Genomic DNA, 20,529 nt, shown 5'->3' with positions numbered 1-20,529 from the left:
CGCGAAGCCGCTGCGCGGCCCCCCGATCTAGAGTCAAAGCTGAATGCGGGGGTCTGGCGCTGCAGCACCTTTCAGGCAGGGGGGCCCCTGCCTGAAAGAACGAGCAGCGTTCAGCCGAGGTGCAATTGTTACCCACCCGGCTGACCCTCACTCTCCATCACCCCCGCCCCTGATCTTTCACCCAATCGAGCATCCCACCCGGCACGATCAGCTCATGTCGAGCCCTGGAACACGCCGTGTACAACCCTGCCAGCAACCGAGCGCGCTCGTTGCGATTGCCTGTCACCTGTTGCGGCACCATCAGCTCTGGCGACACCATCACCCGCGCGAACTCCATGTTTCTCACATCCCGAACCCGCCCCAGGAACAGCTTGGGCGCCTTGTCCCAGCGATAGCGGCTCTTGGCCTTGGCAAAGTGCTGCGCGGTATACCCCTTGCCCAGCATCGAAGCCACCGCGATGAACGCCTTGTCGTCCCCTTTGTGCTCGGCCAGCGCCTGCCAGCTGGCGTACCGGAACAGCATCGGGTGCCGGGGCCGGGTGCCGTGGCGGTACAGCTCGATGCAGTCTTCGACGAACAGCTCGAAGTCCTTGCGTGCCCCGTGCAGCATCACGAACGCAACCCCAAGGTGCGTCAAGCGCTGGAACCAACCGAACAGGCCCCACTCGTCCTCGACGATCAAGGCCGTTGGCTGCTCGGGCACGGTCACGCCGTCGAAGAAACTGACGCGCGTGTAATGCTCGGCACTGCCGCTGAACGCGGCCTGGATGGCCGCCGGGTGCGCCAGAATCAACGGGTTGAGCACATTGTCCATGGCCGGCCCGACCCGCAACGAATGGTCGATGTAGCGTTGACGAATGAACCCGCCGTGGTGGGCGCTCAGGCCATTGAGGTTCTGCAACTCGTCACCCAGCGCAATCACCGACTGCGGGCTGCGGTCGAGCACCTCGAGCATGGGCGCTGACAATTCGTGGGCTTCGTCCACGATGACGTGGGTATAACGCGCATCGATCAGATAGCCGGTCAGGGCGAGCAATTTCACCCGGTGGTAATCACGCAGCGGCAACTGAATTTCCCTGGCCGGGGGGCGGATCAGCGCCTGCCAGTAAAGGCGCGCCGTTTCGAGCAGCACTTGCTGGTCCAGCGGCGTGCTACCGGGCACGGACGGCGGCAAGTGGTGCAAGCCAATCTGGGCGTCACCAGTGTGGCAAAAGGCGCGCACCGCGCGTACGCACACACCCACGACGTCGACTGCCGACAGCGGTCCGACGTCGGGCAAGCCGAGCCAGCGCACGATCTGCGACTCCTGCGGGCGCCAGGACTGCCGGGTGCGATACGGGTCACGCAGTCGCCAGCCGGTACGGGTCAGGTCGCGGTTCAAGAGCTCATCGGCCAGTTGCCCGAACGTCATGGCCGTGTAGGCCGCGGCATCCTTTACCCGCGCCTGCAGCGCGCGCAGTTGCCCTTCGGTCAGGGCCAGCAGCAAGGTGCGCTGCGGATCGAGCAACCTGGCGAACTGATGAATCAGAAAGGTCTTGCCGGTGCCCGCAAAGCCCTGCACCGCCACTGACTCGTCCACCCCGCTGAGAAACTCACGCAACAGGCGGTTCTGCTGGTCACTGAGCTTGAGGTCACTGGCAAGCGACGGCAGGTGCACGGCATGCAGGGGCGTGACGCGCTGGCGATACAGGTCGGCGAACTGGTAGTTCCACTGCCCCTGATCGTCCAGCAATTCATCCGGCGAATGGGCGACCTCAGGCGATAGCAACGCGACGCCATTCTCGCCCAGCATGCCCAGGCCCATGGCGAACGCTTCGCGGTCGAACTGCTGCTGTACCTGCGCCTGAAAGCGCCCGGGCGCTGCCTGCTCGACCTGCTGGGCAATGCGCAGCACCTCGGCGAAGCGCCGCTCCTGGGCGTCGGCTGTGAGCGGTCTGGGTTGACGGGCCAGGTGCTGGACGAACAGCACGGCAGCCGCTTGCAGCACATCGGCAGCGGCCAGTGGATCGGCGCACGTGCCGCCGGCGAGGCTGTCGGCCTGGTCACTGGGCAAAGGCAGGTAGAACATCGGCACCTCAGGCGTTTATCAGGGCGGCACGATAGCAACTTTATCGCCCTGATGCAGGCACCAAACACCTGGGGGTTGTCATGCCGCAACTTGAGGGCTGCTCAACCCTTGGCACGCCGTAACGTGTCACTGGGAAGTTCCTTGAACAAATGCCTGTAACTGTTTGAAAACCTTCCTAAATGCCAGAACGACCATTGCATCGCCACCTCGGCCACCGTGGCGCCGGCCCCATTCAACAAATCGCGCCGGGCGCCGTTCAGGCGTCTTAACCGCAACCACTGCGCAGGGGGCATCCCTGTGAAGGCCTTGAACGCCTGCTGCAACTGGCGTAGCGAAACGCCCGCAACGCTCGCCAGTTCGACCAGGTTAAGCGTCTGTTCGGGACAATCGGCGGCCCATTCACTGACACGGCGCATGATGGCCCGCGCCTCAACCTGTTGCCCCAGTGCCACGCCTTGCAAGCGCTGGCAGGCAGTGTCCAGAATGAACAGGCAATCGTGCAGCAGCTGCTCGGCCAGGGCTTGCCCCTGCACACGGCCCTGGGATTGTCCCAAGTGGGTCAGGGTGGCGCTCAGCCAACTGCCGAACAACGCCGTTTGCCCGCTGCCCAGCGGCACCATGAACAAGCCCTGAAGGCGTTCCAGGTCCAGCCCATGGCTGAGCAGGAAGGCCTGCTCGAACACCACGGCCACTTCCTGATAGTGCTCGGGGGTGATCCAGATGTTGCGGGTATGCTCATTGAGCAGGTACAGGTTGTTCTCGCTTCGGTCGAAGCAGAAGGTCAACGAGCCCTGCGGAGGCCGAAAGAATTGTTCCACGCGCGTGTTGAGACGTTCTTCGTACACCTGCAGCCCGTCCAGGCCCAGGCAGCGGAGCTCGCCGCTGAAATGACCCGGCGACATCTGCCTATAGTGCTGCTGCCACCCAGGTGTGACGCGGACCTGCTCGGTCACATCGTGAGTGTGGTAAGCCTGGACTTGCAAGGCATCTGCGGTATTCACGCGACATCCTTTGTGCACTCTAATGGTGCATTCGACAGCGTAGAAAGTGGATAGATCGTAGCCGGGACTGCGACCAAGATAGTCGCCAGCGCGTCGACTGGGAAGCCAATGGCTGTTCACCTGTAATGCCGCGCACTCACCGATAACCTCAAGAGGTCCGTATGAACGCCCCCTTCGATCAGTTGTCCGCCTGGCTGAAAGAGCACCGCATCACCGAGGTCGAATGCGTCATCAGCGACTTGACCGGCATCGCCCGCGGCAAGATCGCCCCTACTGCCAAGTTCCTGCACGAACGCGGCATGCGCCTGCCCGAGAGCGTGCTGTTACAGACCGTCACCGGCGACTACGTCGACGACGATATCTACTACAGCCTGCTCGATGCGGCCGACATCGACATGATCTGCCGGCCTGACCCCAGCGCGGTGTATCAAATCCCCTGGGCTATCGAGCCGACCGCCATCGTGATCCATGACACCTTCGACAAACAGGGCAACCCGATCGAGCTGTCACCTAGAAACGTTCTCAAGAAAGTGCTGCAACTGTATGCCGATAAAGGCTGGCAACCCATCGTGGCCCCGGAGATGGAGTTCTACTTGACCCAGCGCTGCGAAGACCCCGATCTGCCATTGCAGGTGCCGCTGGGACGCTCCGGGCGTGCCGAGAGTGGGCGCCAATCGTTCTCCATCGACGCTGCCAACGAGTTCGACCCGTTGTTCGAGGATGTCTATGACTGGTGCGAGCTGCAGGGGCTGGACCTAGACACCCTGATCCACGAAGACGGCCCGGCGCAGATGGAAATCAATTTCCGTCACGGTGACGCGCTTGACCTGGCCGACCAGATCACCGTATTCAAGCGCACCATGCGCGAAGCGGCCCTCAAGCACAACGTGGCGGCCACGTTCATGGCCAAGCCCATCACCGATGAACCGGGTAGCGCCATGCACCTGCACCAAAGCGTGCTCGACGTGGCCACGGGCAAGCCGGTGTTCGCCAACGATGACGGGAGCATGAGCCAGTTGTTCCTGCACCACATCGGCGGCCTGCAACGGTACATACCCAAGTTGCTGCCGATGTTCGCCCCCAACGTCAACTCGTTCCGCCGGTTCCTGCCGGACACCTCCGCCCCGGTCAACGTCGAGTGGGGCGAGGAAAACCGCACCGCAGGCCTGCGCGTACCCACCTCCACACCCGAGTCGATGCGCGTGGAAAACCGCTTGCCGGGCGCAGACGCCAACCCTTACCTGGCCATCGCCGCCAGCCTGCTGTGCGGCTACCTGGGCATGGTCGAGCAGATCGACCCCAGCGCCCCGGTCCAGGGCCGGGCCTACGAACGGCGCAACCTGCGCCTGCCGATCACCATCGAGGATGCGCTGCAACACATGGAAGATTGCCAGACCGTGCAACGGTACCTGGGCAAGTCCTTCGTGCAAGGCTACGTGGCGGTCAAGCGCGCCGAGCATGAGAACTACAAGCGCGTCATCAGCTCATGGGAGCGTGAGTTCCTGATGCTGAGCGTCTGACCCTGCAGGGGCCGCAGCGCGGCCCTTCCATACCGCACACCCACAACAATGCCAACGAGGTGTCGTCATGCATTACCTGAAAGCCCTGATCCCTTCTGCATTCACCCTGTTGTTCGCGGCCACCAGCCAGGCGGCGCCGACGGTGAGCGTGTACAACTGGACCGACTATATCGGTGACACGACGCTGGCGGACTTCCAGGCCAGCACCGGTATCAAGGTGGTGTACGACGTGTTCGACTCCAACGAGACCCTCGAAGGCAAGCTGCTGGCCGGTCGCACCGGCTATGACGTGGTGGTCCCGTCCAACCACTTCCTGGCCCGTCAGGCCCAGGCGGGCGCTTTCCTGCCGCTTGATCGCAGCAAGCTGACCAACTGGCAGCACCTGGACCCCAAATTGCTCAAATTGCTGGAGCAGAACGATCCCGGTAACCGCTATGCAGTGCCCTACCTGTGGGGGACCAACGGCATCGGCTACAACGTGGACAAGGTCAAGGCAGCATTGGGTATCGATCGAGTGGACTCCTGGGCGGTGCTGTTCGAGCCCGAAAACCTCAAGAAACTCAAGCAGTGCGGCGTGGCCTTCATGGATTCTCCCGACGAAGTGTTCCCAGCCATGCTCAACTACCTGGGCATGGACCCGCGCAGCGAAAACGCAGCGGACTATCCCAAAGCCGAGGCGCGCCTGCTGGCCCTGCGGCCCTATATCACGTACTTCCACTCCTCCAAATACGTATCGGACCTGGCCAACGGCAACATCTGCATCGCGTTTGGCTATTCGGGCGATGTGTTCCAGGCGGCCAACCGCGCGGCGGACGCCAAAAATGGCGTGAAGATCGCCTACAGCATCCCCAAGGAGGGCAGCAACCTGTGGTTCGACCTGCTGGCCATCCCCAAGGATGCCAACAACCCCGAGCAGGCCCTGGCCTTCATCAACTACCTGCTCGACCCACAGGTCATCGCCAAGGTCAGCGCAACGGTCGGTTATGCCAATGCCAACCCCGACGCCAAGGCATTCATGGACCCGGCGCTGGTGAACAACCCCGAGGTCTACCCACCTCAGGAGGTGCTGGACAAGCTGTACATTTCCACGACACAGAGTCCGAAGATCATGCGCCTGATGACGCGCTCCTGGACCAAGATCAAGTCCAATCGCTGAGTGAGCACGCCCCATGACTTTACCTGCCGAACATGCCGCGTCCTACTATGCGGCCACTGCCCGTGATACCAACCGCTACCCGCACCTGGAGGGCGACATCGATGCCGATGTGTGCGTCGTCGGCGGTGGCCTGACAGGGGTCAACACTGCGCTGGAACTCGCCGAGCGCGGCCTGTCGGTGGTGCTGCTCGAAGGCCGGCGCGTGGGCTGGGGCGCCAGCGGGCGCAACGGCGGCCAGCTGATCCGTGGTATCGGCCACGACGTCAACGGCTTCGCCCGGTACGTGGGCGAGGACGGCGTGCGGTATCTGAAGCAGGCAGGCATCGACTCGGTCACCCTGGTGGCTGAGCGGATCGCCCGCCATGGCATAGAATGCGACCTGCGCTGGGGCTTCTGCGAGCTGGCCAATACCCCCGCCCAGTTCGCTGCCTTTGGCGCCGAACAGCAGGAGCTGGCGGCGCTGGGATACCAGCCGCACACCTACCGGGTGCCGGCAGAGCGGCTGCGCGAGGTGGTCGGCAGCGACCGCTACGCAGGCGGCATGGTGGACATGGGCTCAGGGCACCTACATCCCCTGGATCTGGTGCAGGGCGAAGCTCGAGCGGCGCAGTCCCTGGGGGTGCAGATCTTTGAACAGAGCCCCGTGCTTCGCATCGACCACGGCTCCACGGTAACGGTGCACACCGCACACGGCAAAGTGCGCGCTGCCAGCCTGGTACTCGGTTGCAATGCCCACCTTGAGGGCCTGGAACCCAGACTCAGCGGCAAGGTGCTGCCGGCGGGCAGCTACGTAGTCGCAACCGAACCACTGGAGGAAGCGGTCGCGAAGTCGCTCATCCCCCAGAACATGGCCTTGTGTGATCAAAAAGTGGGCCTGGACTACTATCGGCTGACCGCCGACAGGCGCTTGCTGTTCGGCGGTGCCTGCCACTACTCCGGGCGCGATCCTCGCGACATCGCCGCGTACATGCGGCCCAAGGTACAGCGGGTGTTCCCGCAGTTGGGCGAAGTGCGCATCGACTACCAATGGGGCGGCATGATCGGCATCACTGCCAACCGCTTCCCGCAGGTCGGACGCCTACGTGATCACCCCAACGTCTACTATGCCCAAGGTTATTCGGGCCATGGGCTGAACGTCACACACTGGACGGCCAGGCTGCTCGCCCAAAGCATCGCGCTGGGGCAAAGCAAGGGGCTGGATGTGTTCAGCGCCGTGCCGCACCTCACGTTCCCCGGCGGCAGAGCGTTGCGCTCACCTCTGCTGGCCCTTGGCATGTTGTGGTACCGGCTGCGCGAGGCCTTGGGGTGAAGACGTTCAGGTATAGGCCAAGGGCCATGTGGTAGTCTGCGCCCCTTGAAATGCACGGTCACGCCGACCCTGCCAAAAGGAAGCGGGCCACCAGGCCCAGGCCAGATCAGGACCCCTCCCATGCTGTTCCACAAGAACATCAACGCCTTGCGTGCGTTGGCTGTCGTATCGGTCGTGCTGTACCACTTCAAGATCCCGGGGTTCTCGGCCGGGTTTCTCGGCGTGGATGTGTTCTTCGTGATTTCGGGCTACCTGATGACGCGGATCATCGTGAGCGGCCTGCACAAACAGCAGTTCTCGCTGATCGGCTTCTACGCGGCCAGGGCCAGACGAATCATTCCGGCCCTGCTGGGGTTGTGCATCGCCCTGGCAGTGTTCGGGTATTTTTTCCTGGCAACGGACGACTACCGGGAATTGCTGCGCACCAGCAAGCAAAGCCTGCTGTTCACGTCCAACCATTATTTCGCCCGTGACGGCAGTTATTTCGACGCACCGCTTCAGGAAAACTGGCTGCTGCACACCTGGTCGCTGTCGGTGGAGTGGCAGTTCTACCTGATTTACCCAGTGATCATGATGGGCCTGCACAAGGTGTTTGCACTGCCAACCTTCAAGCGCCTTGTGTTGGCGCTTGGTGTCGGTTCCCTGGTGTTCTCGGCGCTCTACACCCCAGGCCATCCGGTCGCATCGTTCTTCCTGCTGCCCACCCGGGCCTGGGAAATGCTCGCTGGGGGGCTGGTGTTTTTGTATCCGCTCGCGCTTTCGCCCAGGGCTGCGGCACTGTGCGAAGGCCTGGGCCTTGCGCTGATTGCAGGCGCCCTGGCACTGCTGCCCCACGATGCTACTTGGCCGGGTTACCTGGCGCTGGTGCCGGTGATCGGCACCGTGCTGGTGATCCACGCCAATGCCAACAGCCTGTTCGCACGCAACCGGGCGCTGGCATTTCTGGGCAAGACGTCGTATTCGATCTACCTGTGGCACTGGCCTTTGGTGGTGTTGCTCTATACCTGCGGGCTACTACACGACTGGCGCGCGGTGACCTGTGCGGTGCTGTTGTCGGTTGCGCTGGGCGCGGCATCCTATGGGTTGATCGAAAGCAGGACACGCGCCCTGAAGCGCCCGGTACTGGGCCTTGTCCGCTACGCGGGCATGGGCCTGGTGTGGGTGGCAACGGCCGGGGCCGTGGCCTCGGCGATCAAGCACAACCCGCAACTGCGCTGGACCCAGGATGACGGCAAGCCAGAATACGAAAGCAAGCTGTACGCACAGCACTGCGACACCAACGCGTACGGGGCCTCGCAGTGCGTGTTGGGCACCGGCGACATCTCGGCCCTTTTGCTGGGCGACAGTCATGCCCAGTCAACCGCTGCGGCCTTGATGCTGGAAAACCGCGGCGCGGCCATGGGCTGGGCCCGGGCCGGCTGCCCTACCCTGATCGACTTCGAAATGGGCGACAAGGACGTCGAGCAGCACTGCAAAGCTTTCAACGCCGACAAGTTCGCCAAACTGGCTACGGACTACCCCGGCGTCCCCCTGTTCCTGTTCAGCCGGGCAGCGCTGTATACCGACCAGCGTCGGCACAGTGGCTACAGCGTCTATTTCAACGGCGACAAGCACCAAAGCGGCCCGGCATTCGAACGGCAGTTCATCCAGACCTACACCCAAACGGTCTGCATGCTGGCACGCAATCGCCCGGTGTATATCGTCAAGCCAGTGCCGGAAATGCCGTTCAGTGTGTACAAGGGCCTGACCCTGCAGCATCGGCTACTGGGCATGAACAGCGACATCGTTACGCCTGTAAGCGAGTACCAGGCCCGCAACCGCCTGGCCCTGGAAGCCATCGAGACGGCGGCCGAACGCTGCCACGCAGGTATCGTCGACCCGGTGCCCTACCTGTGTCCGGACGGCAGGTGCATGGGTTCCAAGGACGGGAGGCCGCTGTATTTCGATGACAACCACTTGATCGACGCGGGCAACGAACAACTCAAGGGCCTATTCAAGCAGGCCCTGCACAGCAACACGGGTTCGACTGCCGTGCGCTGAAGCGCAGGGTGCTCAACACTCGACGAACGCAACGGCCAAGCCGCCGCGAGAGGTTTCCTTGTAGTTGGCGTGCATGTCCGCCCCGGTGTCGCGCATGGTGCGGATGACGCGGTCCAGGGAAATGAAGTGCTCTCCATCACCGCGCAGCGCCATCTGCACGGCATTGATCGCCTTGACCGCGGCGATGGCATTGCGCTCGATGCAAGGTACCTGTACCAGGCCGCCGACCGGGTCACAGGTCAGGCCCAGGTTGTGCTCCAGGGCGATTTCAGCGGCGTTTTCCAGTTGCGCCGGTGTCGCGCCCAGCAGCTGCGCCAGGCCTGCGGCTGCCATCGAGCACGCCGAGCCCACCTCGCCCTGGCAGCCCACCTCGGCGCCGGAAATCGACGCGTTCTTCTTGCACAGGATGCCCACCGCCGCAGCCGCCAGGAGGAAATCCACCACGTCGTCATCGCAGGCGCCGGGGTTGAATTTCATGAAGTAGTGCAGCACGGCCGGGATGATGCCGGCTGCGCCATTGGTGGGTGCGGTGACCATGCGACCACCGGCGGCATTCTCTTCATTGACAGCCAGGGCGAACAGGTTGACCCACTCCATGGCGCTCAAGGTAGAACCGATGACATTGGGCTTGCCCAGCTCTTGCAAGCTGCGGTGCAACTTGGCCGCCCGGCGCTTGACCTGCAAGCCGCCTGGCAATACGCCCTCGTTGCGCAGCCCATTGTCGACGCACTCGCGCATGGCAGCCCAGATGCGCAGCAGCCCGTCCCGCACCTGCGCTTCGGGTCGCCAGGCGCATTCGTTGGCCATCATCAACTGGGCCACGCTCAGGCCATGCTGGCCGCACAGCGCCAGCAGCTCGGCTGCGCTGTCGAACTCGTAGGGCAGCGTGACGGTTGGCGCCAGCCCCACGGGCGCGGTCAGCTCGGCCTCCTCGACAATGAAGCCGCCGCCCACCGAATAGTAGGTCTGGTGCAGCAGGCTGGTCTGCGCGTCGAACGCCTCCAGGCGCATGGCGTTGGGGTGATAAGGCAGGTTTTCATCGAGCAACAGCAGGTCGCGGGCGTAGTCGAACGCCACGGGATGGCTGCCGTCGACCATCAGGCAGTGCTCCTGCAGTACCTGGCCGATGCGCGAGTCGATGCTGGCAGGATCGATGCGGTCCGGCCACTGTCCCATCAGGCCCAGAAGGCAGGCCCGGTCGGTCGCATGGCCCACGCCAGTGGCCGAGAGCGAGCCGTACAGGCGTACTTCGACACGCTGGGTGCTTCGGAGCAGGCCCTGCTCGCGCAGCGCTTGGGCAAATGTGGCGGCGGCGCGCATCGGTCCAACCGTGTGCGAACTGGAGGGGCCGATACCTATCTTGAAAAGGTCGAAAACACTGATAGCCATGCTAATACCTGACGGGCGGTTGCTGCTGCCAAAACACCCAACGCTTGGAAACCTAGGGCGCACAGGCCCGTTTCGCGAGATAATGCGCGCCTGTGCTACAAATGACCAACGAAACTTCCTAAGCCAGCCTTTAGCAGGACTAAACCATGAGACGTCAACTGACAGGGCAATCCTTCGTCTGGCTGCACGTGTTCGCCTGTGCTGCCCGCCACCTGTCGTTCACCCGCTGCGCCGAAGAGCTGCATATCACCCCGGGGGCCGTGAGCCAGCAGATGCGCCAGCTGGAGGAACGGCTGGGTTATCGGCTGTTCCTGCGCCGCGCCCGTGGCGTGGAACTGAGTGCCGAAGGCCAGCGCCTGGCACAGACGGTGGCCGATGCCTATGGCAGCATCGAGGCCGAACTGCTGCGCCTGGATGCAGGTGAAATTCGCGGCACCGTACGGGTGCGCTCGATCCCATCGTTTCTGGCCAAATGGCTGACGCCGCGGCTGTCACGTTTCCAGCAGCGCTATCCCGACATCGAGCTGCGGCTGGTGGCCGAGGACAGCGCACAGGCACTGACGCCTGGGGATTTCGACCTTGCGATCGACCTGAATGACGGCAGCTACCCGGGCATGCTGTCGACGCCGCTGCTGGCCGAGCAGATCTTCCCGGTCTGCTCCCCGGCCCTGCTGCGTGGGCGCCCCCCGCTGCACGGGCCAGCGGACCTGGTGCACTACCCGTTGCTGCACGACATCACGGCGTGGCGAGGCAGCTCGGAATATGCCGAATGGGAGTTCTACCTGGAGGGCATCGGCGCGTCGGCGCAACCCGTTCGGCGTGGCCACACCTTCAACCGCAACCACTTGACCATCGAGGCGGCCATTGCGGGCCTTGGCGTGGCCATTGCCCGGCGTACTCTGCTCAACGACGAACTGGAGCGCGGCGCGCTGATCGTGCCATTCGGGGTCGCCATCCCCAACCACAAGCGCTACGTGGTGCACTACCCACCCGGCGGGTTGAACCAGCCCGGCGCGCGTGCGGTACACGACTGGCTGGTGGCAGAAGCGCAAGCATTTCGTGAATTGCATCCTCTGTCTGGCGCACCGCAAGACCTCTAGCGCAGAGCACCGGGGATGCTTGGAAGCGGTTAGGGTCGCTAATACGCCTGCTTGCCGGTAAAAGCGTTGAGGGTGCGCACCAGGATCACGAAATCCAGCCACAGGGACCAGTTGTTGATGTACTCGATGTCCGAATCGACGCGCTGGATCATCTGCTCGATGTCCTTGGTTTCACCCCTGAAGCCTCGCACCTGGGCAAGGCCGGTCATGCCCGGCTTGATGTTGTGGCGCGCAAAATAGTCGACGATGTCCTGGGAGTACAACGTGTCATGCTGCAACGCATGGGGCCTGGGGCCAACCAGTGACATCTCGCCCGTCAGCACGTTGAACAACTGTGGCAGCTCATCGAGGCTGGTGCGCCTGATGAACGCGCCGACCCGGGTCAAGCGCGGGTCGTTCTTCTGCGCCTGCTTGATCTGCCCGGCTTCGGGCTGGTGAACATGCATGCTGCGAAACTTCCAGATCCGAAACGACTCCCCGGTCCAGCCCGTGCGTTCCTGCCGGAAGAACACCGGGCCTGGGCTGTCGAGCTTGATTGCCAGGGCCACGGCCAGTAACACGGGCGATGCACACAGCAGAATCAGTGCCGCCAGGATGCGATCCTCGAGGTTCTTCAGGAACAGGCTCATGCCAGTCAAAGGGGTTTCGGACAAGGTCAGAACGGGAATGCCGGCGATTTCGCGCACGCTGTGATTGATCAGGCGCAGGGAGAAAATGTCGGGCACCCAGTTGACCGCGATGCACTTGTCGAGCAATTTGAAATAGACGTCGCTGATGACTTGCGAGCCTCCAAGGGGCGTTACCAGGTAGACCGTGCGAATGCCATGCTGGGCGACGATGCCGTCCAGATCACCGATATGCCCGAGCACCGGCAGGCGCTGCTTGCCTTGCTCAACGTCGTCGCCATGCGGCGCGGCCTCTGCGGTCAACACGCAGCCCACCACCCGTTCCCCGAACCAGGGGTTGCTGCTGATTTTCTGATAGAGAAAATTGGCCAGGTCCCCGTCGCCGATGATCAGGGCGTTCTCCAGGCGAGCGTGGGCGGTAAAGCGTTTTTGCAGTTCACGCACGGCAAAATGCAGGAACAGCTGGGCGATGTAGCCGATGACGAACAATTCCACCACCAGCAACCGTGAGTAGGTTTCGCTCTGCTTGGTCAGAAAGGCCATGACCACCAAGAAGCAGAACGTCGCTGACCACGCCTTGAACAGCCGGAACGCCTTGATCGACAGCCCGACATTGGTGCGATAGATGGCGTAGTGATCGTAAATGACCGCCAGCGCCCCGATCAGCAGCAACAGCATGATGACGTAGTCGGATGTGATGTAGCCGAACTGGTCGTAGATCAGGTACCAGGCGATGCCGGTCACCGCTACGCCATCCAGACCGGCTTGCACGGCGTTGCTGACACTGCTTCTGCGCTGAAGCAAAGACCGGCTGCTTCGGGGTTCGAACACCATTTCAGACCTCATCGATGGGTGCATGGCCAGGGCCTGTGATCGCCCCTTGATACTGAAGAACAGCGTTGGCGAAGCCGGTAAAGCAGCAGGCGCGCTCGGGTGTGTGTAGCCGTGATATCACTGTAGCAGCCCGTCCTTGGGTGCGCGGTGCCTTTGGGCGACCGCGCCATGTCGTCAGCCGCCAGGGTGCGGCGCTCGCTCTGCCTGGGCGAACCGCCGCGCGCGTGACAGAAATAGCGGATTGCCAACCACGTAGCGCATGAACAGCCGCCGTGGCTCGCACAACAGGCGGTACAACCATTCCGCACCCAGGCGCCTGATCCAGGCCGGTGCGCGATGGACCTTGCCGCCCATGAAATCCAGCACGGCGCCGCCGCAAACGATCGTGCACGCCAGGCCGGTGCGTTTGAGCGCAGCCGCCACCGCCTCCTGCTTGGGCATGCCCATGCCCAGCACGATGAGATCCGGCCGGTGCTTGGTCGCCAGGCGCAGATAGGTCGGCACGTCGGCGAAGCCGTCATGCACCGAAACCGGCGTGACGCCATAGGTGGCAACGCAGCACTGAACAGCCTGCTCCAGGAAGGGCTGGCGGGTGCCCCAGAAGGCCACGCGGCGCCCACCATAGGCGTGCACCAACCGAGGAATGAAATCGGTCCCATTCATGTTCAACCCTGGCGCCAACCCAAGCTGCCGGTACAGCATCGCCATGCCCGAGCCATCGCGCAGCAGCACATCGGCCCCCAGCAGCGCCTCACCATAGGCGTCATCGCTAACGATCAGGTTCATGGCATGGGCATTGACGAAGCCCAGCACGGTCGGGGCTACAGGGGCAGCCAAGCCTTGCAGCAGGCGCTCGGCAGCCTCGTCGTCCTGGATCACCTGCAACTGGTCGATGACCGCGTGCCATCGTGCTCGCCACTGCTCACCGGCCATCAATCCTCCTCCCGGCGGGAGCGCACCCACTCCACCTGGCGTTTGATCAGAAAACCCACGTACACCGGGACCTTGCGCAAGGCGTAGAACGGCGCGTAAAGCAGCACCGAGAACGGAATCACGTCGCGGCAGAACCGCGCCCAGGCCAGCAGCACCGCAAGCGCCAGTAACAGCAACGCACTTAGCGCCATCCAGGCAGGTATCGCAATGCCTGCCACGGCGTAGGCCAACCAGGTAAGGGCGTTGAGCCCCAACAGCATCAGGACCAGCAAGGCCAGCGGAGGCACCAGCACGTCCAGCGTCAAACCGGCCAAGGCCAGGTTGCGCTGGCGCACGGCAGCCCAGGCGCGACGGGGCGCATCGGCCAGCATCAGCCCCAGGTGCCCGTGCTCCCAACGCGTGCGTTGGCTGTTCAGGCCCTGCTCGCTGGTCGGGAACTGACTGGTGACCAGCGCCTGCGGGCAGAACACTGGCGGCGTGCCACGCTGGCAGAGGTCCAGGCCCAACTTCACATCTTCGACCAGATGCCCATTGGCCAAGTCCATGGCGGCCAAATCCTGCCAAGGGAACGCCATGCCTGAGCCCATCAACTGGCACGGCAGGCCCACCCGTGCCCAGCCCCGGGGCCGAACCAGGTTCTTGACCCGCCAGGCGAACTCGGCCACCTGCACCTTGAGACCGGCACCAGCCGGCGCCTTCATGAGGTACAGCGCCTGCACGGGTCGGCCGCTCTGTGCGCAGCGACGGGCCAACTGCTCGAGCGCACCTTCCTCTGCACGGCAATCGGCATCGACGATGATCACCACCTGGCGTGGGTCGGCGGCCAGGTGACGCATGCCGAAGTCCAGCGCATAGCCTTTGCCCCGGCGCAAGGCATCCTGACGCACGACCACCTCGGCGCCGCCCTCCTCGGCCCGCCGCGCCGTGTCGTCGCTGCAGTTGTCGGCCACAACCAGCAGGCGGTCACCGGCTTGCAGTTGCGGCACGAGGCTCGCGAGCGTTGCGCCGATGATGCTCGCCTCGTCATGGGCCGGCACCAGCACGGCCACCTGCGGGCGCGCCCGGGCAGCGGCAGGTTGTGCACGAGCGGGCAGGTACGCCAGCAACACCTGCCCCAGCAGTACCAGCACCGGAACCGATACCAGGAACGCCAGTGCCCCCAGCAAGAACGTCAATACAGTGATCATGCCGTTGCCTTGAAATACTCGGCCAACCGGGCCGCCTCAGTGTCGACATCATGCCGTTCCAATACCCGAGCATGGCCGGCTGCGCCCATGCGCTGCAGCGCCTCGACGGGCTGCTGGAGGCACTCGGCGATGGCTTCGGTCAATTGTTCGACGTCGCCCGCCGGCACCAGCCAGCCGTTCTCGCCGGGGCGCACCAGCTCGGGGATACCTGCCACGTAGGTGCTCAGCACTGGACGGCGCAGCGCCATGGCTTCCATCAAGACCACGGGTAGCCCTTCGGCGAAACTGGGCAGCACCAGGGCACGCGCCGCCAGGATGTGCTCGCGCACTTGCGCACTGCCAATCCAGCCAGTGATGCGCACCTGGTGCTGCAAGCCATGATGGGCGATCAACCGTTCTATCTCCCCACGCAGCTCGCCATCACCGGCCAGCACCAGTTCGAAGGCGATGGCACGCGCCGCCAACCGGGAGGCTGCTTCGAGCAACAGCAACTGGCCTTTCTGCTCGCACAGGCGACCCACGCAAACCAGTCTCGGCGCCTGGGGTATCGCCACGCTAGGCACTTCATGAAACGCACGCTCCAGACCGCAATGCACTACCTTGACCTTTGGCCAGTGGGCATGCGCCACCCAGCGATACAGTTGACTGCGTCCGTAGGCACTGACCGCTGCCACGAAAGCGGCTCGGTCGACCTTTTCGCCCAGGTGCAGGAACTGCGGTTTGTCGAACTCCTCCGGTCCGTGAACAGTGAAGCTGAAAGGCGGCCCACCCAGTGCATGGACGAGCATGACGACCTCAGCGGAGTTGGTGCCAAAGTGGGCATGGACGTGGGAGGCCCCGCTTTGCTGCAGCCAGAGCAGTACCTGACAGGCTTCGGCCAGGTACACCAAATGATACGGCCAGGCGCGGTCCGCCCTGTATCCCATGCGCAAGGCCAGGTTCAGGGTGTGCAGGAACCGCCGTGGCTGTGCCCGCAGCACGTGCCAGAGGGGTTTGAGCAAACCCGACAGCCCTTGCTGCAGCACATAAACCGTTTTGGCTTTCTCGCAGGCATCCTCGGGATCCTGCACCTCGGCGTCCCATCCGCGCAGGGCAATGCGCTGTACCGTAATGCCCAGGCGTTCAAGCGCCAGGATTTCGCGCCGTATGAAACTGTGACTCACTTTCGGGTACTGATTGACGAAGTAAGCAATACGCATACAAATCCAGATCCAAACCCGCTTGATGACCCCCCGCGCCCGACAAGCCTTATGAACGGCCTTCTGTCAGGGGCGGAGCGTCCACTGCCGATGCATGCCCAGCGCATGCATCCCCTTGTAGTTCTTGTAGTTCATGGTTCCCGGCAGCGCCTGCCAAAGCCTCGTGCATGCGCGTGAAAACATCGTCGAGCAACGCCTGCCGGCGGCGGTACATGGCCCGTTTCTTGGCGGGAATATCCGAATCGGCGCGCTGTGCAGCCACCAGGGGCAGCTCGAAGAAACCGTTGCAGGGCGTCGGTTGGCCGCCGTGCTCCTGCCAGATAGCATCGTAGTCGGCCGCCAGTTCCCGGGCGGTGTCGGCGCCAAAATAAGGATGACGGTGGTGCCTGCAACGGTCGCTGACGGCCAGTATGCGATCGACCGAAAGCGAGCGCGCCAGGCATTTGAGCGCTTCGAGCACCAGGCTGCGCGGGCGCAGGCCTTCGAAATGCTTGGTCAGGTCGCGATAGATGGACAGGGATGTTTCGCTGTCGATGCCTTTGTGGATGCCTTGCACCGCGCCAATGAACAGCGTCAACGTGTTTGCGTCCCTGCACAGGGTGAAGGCGAGTGACGCGACCCGCAGGTCGCCCTGAAACAGGTTCAGGACCAACTCGCCTTCGCGTTTGAACCAGATCGGCCGGTCCAGTACCAGGCTGCAAGCGGGTGAATGATCCCCCAGGTCGCACAACACACGGCGTTCATCGCGGCCTGTGACCAGAAGCCCCGGCGCTTGTGCAGTCACCACTTCGAAATGCGAGGCCACGGCATCTAACCGTTGGGCCACGCTCCAGGCACTACTGATGTAGGGCCATTGCACCATGCCCAGCGCGTCGTCGCCCATGCGCTGGCGCCATTGTGGGCCCAGTGCAGTCGTCATGCGTCCCATGAAGCGCACAAGCGCGTGGCGATGGCTCATCATCAGCAGGGCAAGCGCGCACTTGCTCTTCACGGCGCGCGGGGTGAAACCGGGTTGCAACGTCGATACGCGGGTCACGAGGCGGACAAGCATCATGGGGTCATCTCACTTGTACTCGATCAGCGCTGATTTGCCGGGCAACAGCCGCTGGCGCCAGAATTTGAGTTGGCCCACTGCCTCTGGGAACTTGCCCAGCACCAGAAACAAGGCCTGCAACCTGCGTTGCCGGGGCGCCAGCGCGCCACGCCTGGCCAGCCGCAGGATTTGCAGTGGGTACAGCAGCAAGAGCGCCAGCCCCTCAGCCCCGAACACCAGACAAGCCAACAGTGTCAGCAGCGGAATCCCCAGCCCCCAGACCCAGGCACGGCGGGACTCACGCACCCAGTGCCGCTCGGGTGCAGCACCGTGCAACCAAGCGCCTTCGGCATAGGCGTAGCCGGCGCGCATGCTGCGTCGCCACCATTGGCTGAAGCGCGTCATGGCCGCATCGTGCAGGGTCATTTCGGCGTCCAGGCGCCAGACTTTCCAGCCCGCGGCTCGCAAACGCACGCACAGCTCCGGCTCTTCGCCGGCAATCAGCCCCGCCCGGAAGCCCCCTACGCTGACGAACGCCTGGGCGCGCATCAACGCGTCACCGCCACAGGCCTTGGCTTGTCCAACCGGGGTGTCCCACTCTAGGTCGCACAACTGGTTGTACACGCTTTGCTGGGCAAACCGCTCGCGCCGCCGCCCACAGACCACCGCCACCTGCGCGTGCCGTTGCAGGAAGGCGTGGGCAGTGGGCAACCACTGGGGGTCGATCTCGCAGTCGCCATCAACGAACTGCACCATGTTCAGGCCAGGCTGCAGCTGGTGCAGCCGGGCGAAACCTTCGTTGCGCGCGCGGGCGGCGGTGAATGGAATGCTCAAGTCCAAGGCCAGGACGTGCACACCCAACTGATGCGCGAGCTGAACCGAACCATCGGTCGAACCGGAATCCACGTACACCACCGTATCGACACGGGCCACCAGCGCACGCAGGCAGCGCTCCAGGCGCTGGCCCTCGTTGCGACCGATCACCACGACGCCGACCGCCTCCAGTTGTGTGCTCACGGCATCACCTGCGTCGCGGGGCTGTGCCTGGGCTTGATCACGGCCGGCACGCCGACCGCAATGCAGTTGTCCGGCACATCCACCAGCACGACCGCATTGGCGCCGATCACCACATTGTTACCAATGCGTATATCGCCCAGGATCTTGGCGCCGGTGCCAATGTCGACATTGTTGCCGAACACGGGCGCCACAGGCCGATCGACCTGCTTGAGCCCCACCACCACACCGTTGCGAATGCGGCAGTCGTCACCGAACCGGGCATAGCCGCTGACGATGATGCCGCCGAAATGATCGATGACGAAATGCCGGCCCACTACCGCCTCGCAGGGCAGTTCGACCCCGGTCAGGATCTGTACCAGCTTGAACAACACCTTGTAGACCAGCGAACAGAGCTTGCGCAGCGGCGCGGGCCTCACGCCATAGCGCCAGCGGCCAAATCGGTAGACCAGCATCACCCAGAACCCCTGGGCTCCCCAATCGCCCCCATGGGCCCGCAAATCGGCACGAATATTCTCGAACATGGTGCGCACTACCTTGTCGGCTGGGTGGCATAGCGGGTTTTGAACAGCAATGCCCACGTGGTGCGGCTGTGCAGCCAGCAGGCCCGCAAGGCCGCCCGCCCGCGCCGCTTGATCAAGGCCTTGAGCGCCAGTATCAGGTCACCCAGGCTCACCAGCAGCATATGCAGGGCAAGGCCGGCCCGACCGTGGTGCTTGCGAAAGTACAGAAGCTCGCTTTCTATCTGGTAAGCGGATATCTGCCGGCTCGCGGCTTCGAGCTGGGCCACCGACTTGGAGCTCTCGCCGCCGATGTGCACCACCGTGGTGTGCGGGTAGAACACCACCTTCCAGCCCGCTGCCTTGACGCGCTTGCAGTGGTCGACTTCTTCGTAATACAGAAAGAAACGGGGGTCGAACAGCCCGACCTGGTCGAGGACCTCACGGCGCACCAGGTAGAAACACCCAGGCAGCCAATCGCATTCGCGCACCGACCCATGGTCCCAGCTCATGTCATCGACGCGCTGTACGCCGGGGACGAAGCGTTCCAGGCCAGTGCGGGCAAGAAACACGTTGAGCGGTGTCGGAAAATACCGGCAGCTCGGTTGCAGGCTGCCATCGCGACCTTCGAGCCGAACACCCAGCACGCCACACTCCGGGTGCGCCTGCATGTAGTCCAGGGTCTTGTGCAACGCGTCCTGGGCCACGAAAGCGTCGGTGTTGAGCAGCAGGGCGTATTGACCTTGCAGGTGGGTCAGCAACTGATTGTTGGCACGGCCAAACCCTACGTTCTGCCGATTGCTCAGCACCAGCGCCTGAGGGCAGACCTGGGTCAAGCGGGCAAGTGAGTCGTCGGCCGAAGCGTTGTCCACCACCAGGTAGCGCGCCAGGTGCTCGCTGTCGGCGCTGCGCAAGGCATCGAACATGGGCTGCAGCAAACCGGCCGTATTGAAATTGACCACCATCACGTCCACCGGCTTAGCCATTGTCGCTGTCCCCGAAGAAGTACTGGCGCCGCTGGGCCATCAGCATGGGCTCCACCTGGGGGTCAAAAGCGCCCTTGCGCTGCTTGACGATGTCGATCCAGGGATAGGCTTCGCAGCGGGCTTCCACCCGTTTGATCAGCGCATCGGTGGTGCAGATGAAGGCCGCCGGGTTACCGCCATAGACGGTGCCGGGCGGCACGTCCTTGGTCACCACGGCCCCGGCGGCCACGACGGAGTCCGGCCCGATGGTCACGCGCGGCATGACGATTGCGCCGTGACCGATGAAGCAGTTGTCCTTGATGTCGATGAAGCCGACCGAGTCCAGGTGCTTGCCGAAGCGGTGCTCGATCAGCAGCACGACGCCGTCATGGCCGATGAGGGTGCAATCGGACAGGCCCACGCTGTTGCCAATGCGCACCAGCGATGGGTCGGTCACGTTGCAACCCTGGTTGATGTAGACGTTGGTGCCCACCGAGTGAAAACCGCCCCAACGGGCCAGGTAGGTGCCCCATTCCAGCCCCGCTGGGTTGCACATTTTCTTGTACAAACCGCGTGCCCGTCCCGTGCGGTGGGCATACTGCATTACGGCTCTGCGTATCCATCCCATCATGCTGCCTGGCCTCGCAATCGATGC

The 20,529-nt window shown here is 63.5% G+C and carries 17 protein-coding genes; 5 read left to right on the top strand and 12 right to left on the bottom strand.

Annotated elements, in window-relative coordinates:
* Nucleotides 1–157 precede the first annotated feature (157 nt).
* Nucleotides 158–2,068 (bottom strand): AAA family ATPase, encoded by a 1,911-nt coding sequence (locus tag MOP87_RS09760; RefSeq protein ID WP_197874754.1) that lies wholly within the window; start codon nt 2,066–2,068, stop codon nt 158–160.
* Between the two features lie 101 nt (nt 2,069–2,169).
* Nucleotides 2,170–3,069, bottom strand: coding sequence for a helix-turn-helix domain-containing protein (locus MOP87_RS09755; RefSeq protein ID WP_242810463.1), 900 nt, complete (start codon nt 3,067–3,069; stop codon nt 2,170–2,172).
* Nucleotides 3,070–3,230: 161 nt separating this feature from the next.
* On the opposite strand from MOP87_RS09755, the gene MOP87_RS09750 reads away from it, so the two are divergent.
* From MOP87_RS09750 to MOP87_RS09735, 4 genes are all read left to right on the top strand, one after another.
* Complete coding sequence (locus MOP87_RS09750; protein ID WP_027916328.1) at nt 3,231–4,589, top strand: glutamine synthetase family protein; 1,359 nt, start codon at nt 3,231–3,233, stop codon at nt 4,587–4,589.
* A 67-nt stretch (nt 4,590–4,656) separates the two neighbouring features.
* Nucleotides 4,657–5,745, top strand: a complete 1,089-nt coding sequence (locus tag MOP87_RS09745; RefSeq protein WP_242810462.1) for a polyamine ABC transporter substrate-binding protein — start codon at nt 4,657–4,659, stop codon at nt 5,743–5,745.
* A gap of 13 nt (nt 5,746–5,758) precedes the next feature.
* On the top strand, nt 5,759–7,054 hold the full coding sequence (locus tag MOP87_RS09740) for an FAD-binding oxidoreductase (protein ID WP_028687794.1): 1,296 nt from the start codon (nt 5,759–5,761) through the stop codon (nt 7,052–7,054).
* 120 nt (nt 7,055–7,174) lie between these two features.
* Nucleotides 7,175–9,094 (top strand): acyltransferase family protein, encoded by a 1,920-nt coding sequence (locus MOP87_RS09735; protein ID WP_242810461.1) that lies wholly within the window; start codon nt 7,175–7,177, stop codon nt 9,092–9,094.
* 12 nt (nt 9,095–9,106) lie between these two features.
* Here MOP87_RS09735 and MOP87_RS09730 read toward each other — a convergent pair whose 3' ends face one another.
* Nucleotides 9,107–10,483, bottom strand: coding sequence for an L-serine ammonia-lyase (locus MOP87_RS09730; RefSeq protein ID WP_049695986.1), 1,377 nt, complete (start codon nt 10,481–10,483; stop codon nt 9,107–9,109).
* 146 nt (nt 10,484–10,629) lie between these two features.
* On the opposite strand from MOP87_RS09730, the gene MOP87_RS09725 reads away from it, so the two are divergent.
* A complete protein-coding gene (locus MOP87_RS09725) occupies nt 10,630–11,583 on the top strand; it encodes a LysR substrate-binding domain-containing protein (RefSeq protein WP_027916333.1) in 954 nt (317 codons plus the stop codon).
* A gap of 38 nt (nt 11,584–11,621) precedes the next feature.
* Here MOP87_RS09725 and MOP87_RS09720 read toward each other — a convergent pair whose 3' ends face one another.
* The 9 genes from MOP87_RS09720 to MOP87_RS09680 form a co-directional block, all read right to left on the bottom strand.
* Nucleotides 11,622–13,043 carry an undecaprenyl-phosphate glucose phosphotransferase gene (locus MOP87_RS09720; protein ID WP_027916334.1) on the bottom strand — a complete coding sequence of 474 codons (1,422 nt, stop codon included), beginning with the start codon at nt 13,041–13,043 and terminating at the stop codon, nt 11,622–11,624.
* A gap of 174 nt (nt 13,044–13,217) precedes the next feature.
* A complete protein-coding gene (locus tag MOP87_RS09715) occupies nt 13,218–13,976 on the bottom strand; it encodes a WecB/TagA/CpsF family glycosyltransferase (RefSeq protein ID WP_027916335.1) in 759 nt (252 codons plus the stop codon).
* Complete coding sequence (locus MOP87_RS09710) at nt 13,976–15,163, bottom strand: glycosyltransferase family 2 protein (protein WP_242810460.1); 1,188 nt, start codon at nt 15,161–15,163, stop codon at nt 13,976–13,978. Before MOP87_RS09710 ends, MOP87_RS09715 begins: the two co-directional genes overlap by 1 nt.
* Nucleotides 15,160–16,362, bottom strand: a complete 1,203-nt coding sequence (locus tag MOP87_RS09705; RefSeq protein WP_027916337.1) for a glycosyltransferase — start codon at nt 16,360–16,362, stop codon at nt 15,160–15,162. Before MOP87_RS09705 ends, MOP87_RS09710 begins: the two co-directional genes overlap by 4 nt.
* A gap of 49 nt (nt 16,363–16,411) precedes the next feature.
* Nucleotides 16,412–17,416 carry a DUF535 family protein gene (locus MOP87_RS09700; protein ID WP_027916338.1) on the bottom strand — a complete coding sequence of 335 codons (1,005 nt, stop codon included), beginning with the start codon at nt 17,414–17,416 and terminating at the stop codon, nt 16,412–16,414.
* Between the two features lie 9 nt (nt 17,417–17,425).
* Nucleotides 17,426–18,412 carry a glycosyltransferase gene (locus MOP87_RS09695; RefSeq protein ID WP_242810459.1) on the bottom strand — a complete coding sequence of 329 codons (987 nt, stop codon included), beginning with the start codon at nt 18,410–18,412 and terminating at the stop codon, nt 17,426–17,428.
* Nucleotides 18,409–18,933: a serine acetyltransferase gene (locus MOP87_RS09690; protein ID WP_027916340.1), complete on the bottom strand. Its 525-nt coding sequence runs from the start codon at nt 18,931–18,933 to the stop codon at nt 18,409–18,411. Before MOP87_RS09690 ends, MOP87_RS09695 begins: the two co-directional genes overlap by 4 nt.
* Before the next feature lie 8 nt (nt 18,934–18,941).
* The gene (locus MOP87_RS09685; protein ID WP_033695182.1) at nt 18,942–19,895 is read right to left on the bottom strand and encodes a glycosyltransferase family 2 protein; all 954 of its coding nucleotides are present in this window, start codon (nt 19,893–19,895) and stop codon (nt 18,942–18,944) included.
* Nucleotides 19,888–20,505 carry an acyltransferase gene (locus MOP87_RS09680; protein ID WP_027916342.1) on the bottom strand — a complete coding sequence of 206 codons (618 nt, stop codon included), beginning with the start codon at nt 20,503–20,505 and terminating at the stop codon, nt 19,888–19,890. The genes MOP87_RS09685 and MOP87_RS09680 overlap by 8 nt, the downstream gene beginning before the upstream one ends.
* Nucleotides 20,506–20,529: the final 24 nt, after the last annotated feature.

It is taken from the genome of Pseudomonas sp. I3-I5, assembly GCF_022699445.1.
In the GTDB taxonomy this organism is placed as follows: domain Bacteria; phylum Pseudomonadota; class Gammaproteobacteria; order Pseudomonadales; family Pseudomonadaceae; genus Aquipseudomonas; species Aquipseudomonas fulva.
This window is presented reverse-complemented; position numbering and strand designations above follow the sequence as displayed.

What these genes read in the sequence shown, in the direction of transcription:
- MOP87_RS09760 (WP_197874754.1), bottom strand. Translation starts at nt 2,068, where the DNA reads ATGTTCTACCTGCCTTTGCCCAGTGACCAGGCCGACAGCCTCGCCGGC.
- MOP87_RS09750 (WP_027916328.1), top strand. Translation starts at nt 3,231, where the DNA reads ATGAACGCCCCCTTCGATCAGTTGTCCGCCTGGCTGAAAGAGCACCGC.
- MOP87_RS09745 (WP_242810462.1), top strand. Translation starts at nt 4,657, where the DNA reads ATGCATTACCTGAAAGCCCTGATCCCTTCTGCATTCACCCTGTTGTTC.
- MOP87_RS09740 (WP_028687794.1), top strand. Translation starts at nt 5,759, where the DNA reads ATGACTTTACCTGCCGAACATGCCGCGTCCTACTATGCGGCCACTGCC.
- MOP87_RS09735 (WP_242810461.1), top strand. Translation starts at nt 7,175, where the DNA reads ATGCTGTTCCACAAGAACATCAACGCCTTGCGTGCGTTGGCTGTCGTA.
- MOP87_RS09730 (WP_049695986.1), bottom strand. Translation starts at nt 10,483, where the DNA reads ATGGCTATCAGTGTTTTCGACCTTTTCAAGATAGGTATCGGCCCCTCC.
- MOP87_RS09725 (WP_027916333.1), top strand. Translation starts at nt 10,630, where the DNA reads ATGAGACGTCAACTGACAGGGCAATCCTTCGTCTGGCTGCACGTGTTC.
- MOP87_RS09720 (WP_027916334.1), bottom strand. Translation starts at nt 13,043, where the DNA reads ATGGTGTTCGAACCCCGAAGCAGCCGGTCTTTGCTTCAGCGCAGAAGC.
- MOP87_RS09715 (WP_027916335.1), bottom strand. Translation starts at nt 13,976, where the DNA reads ATGGCCGGTGAGCAGTGGCGAGCACGATGGCACGCGGTCATCGACCAG.
- MOP87_RS09710 (WP_242810460.1), bottom strand. Translation starts at nt 15,163, where the DNA reads ATGATCACTGTATTGACGTTCTTGCTGGGGGCACTGGCGTTCCTGGTA.
- MOP87_RS09705 (WP_027916337.1), bottom strand. Translation starts at nt 16,362, where the DNA reads ATGCGTATTGCTTACTTCGTCAATCAGTACCCGAAAGTGAGTCACAGT.
- MOP87_RS09700 (WP_027916338.1), bottom strand. Translation starts at nt 17,416, where the DNA reads ATGATGCTTGTCCGCCTCGTGACCCGCGTATCGACGTTGCAACCCGGT.
- MOP87_RS09690 (WP_027916340.1), bottom strand. Translation starts at nt 18,933, where the DNA reads ATGTTCGAGAATATTCGTGCCGATTTGCGGGCCCATGGGGGCGATTGG.
- MOP87_RS09685 (WP_033695182.1), bottom strand. Translation starts at nt 19,895, where the DNA reads ATGGCTAAGCCGGTGGACGTGATGGTGGTCAATTTCAATACGGCCGGT.
- MOP87_RS09680 (WP_027916342.1), bottom strand. Translation starts at nt 20,505, where the DNA reads ATGATGGGATGGATACGCAGAGCCGTAATGCAGTATGCCCACCGCACG.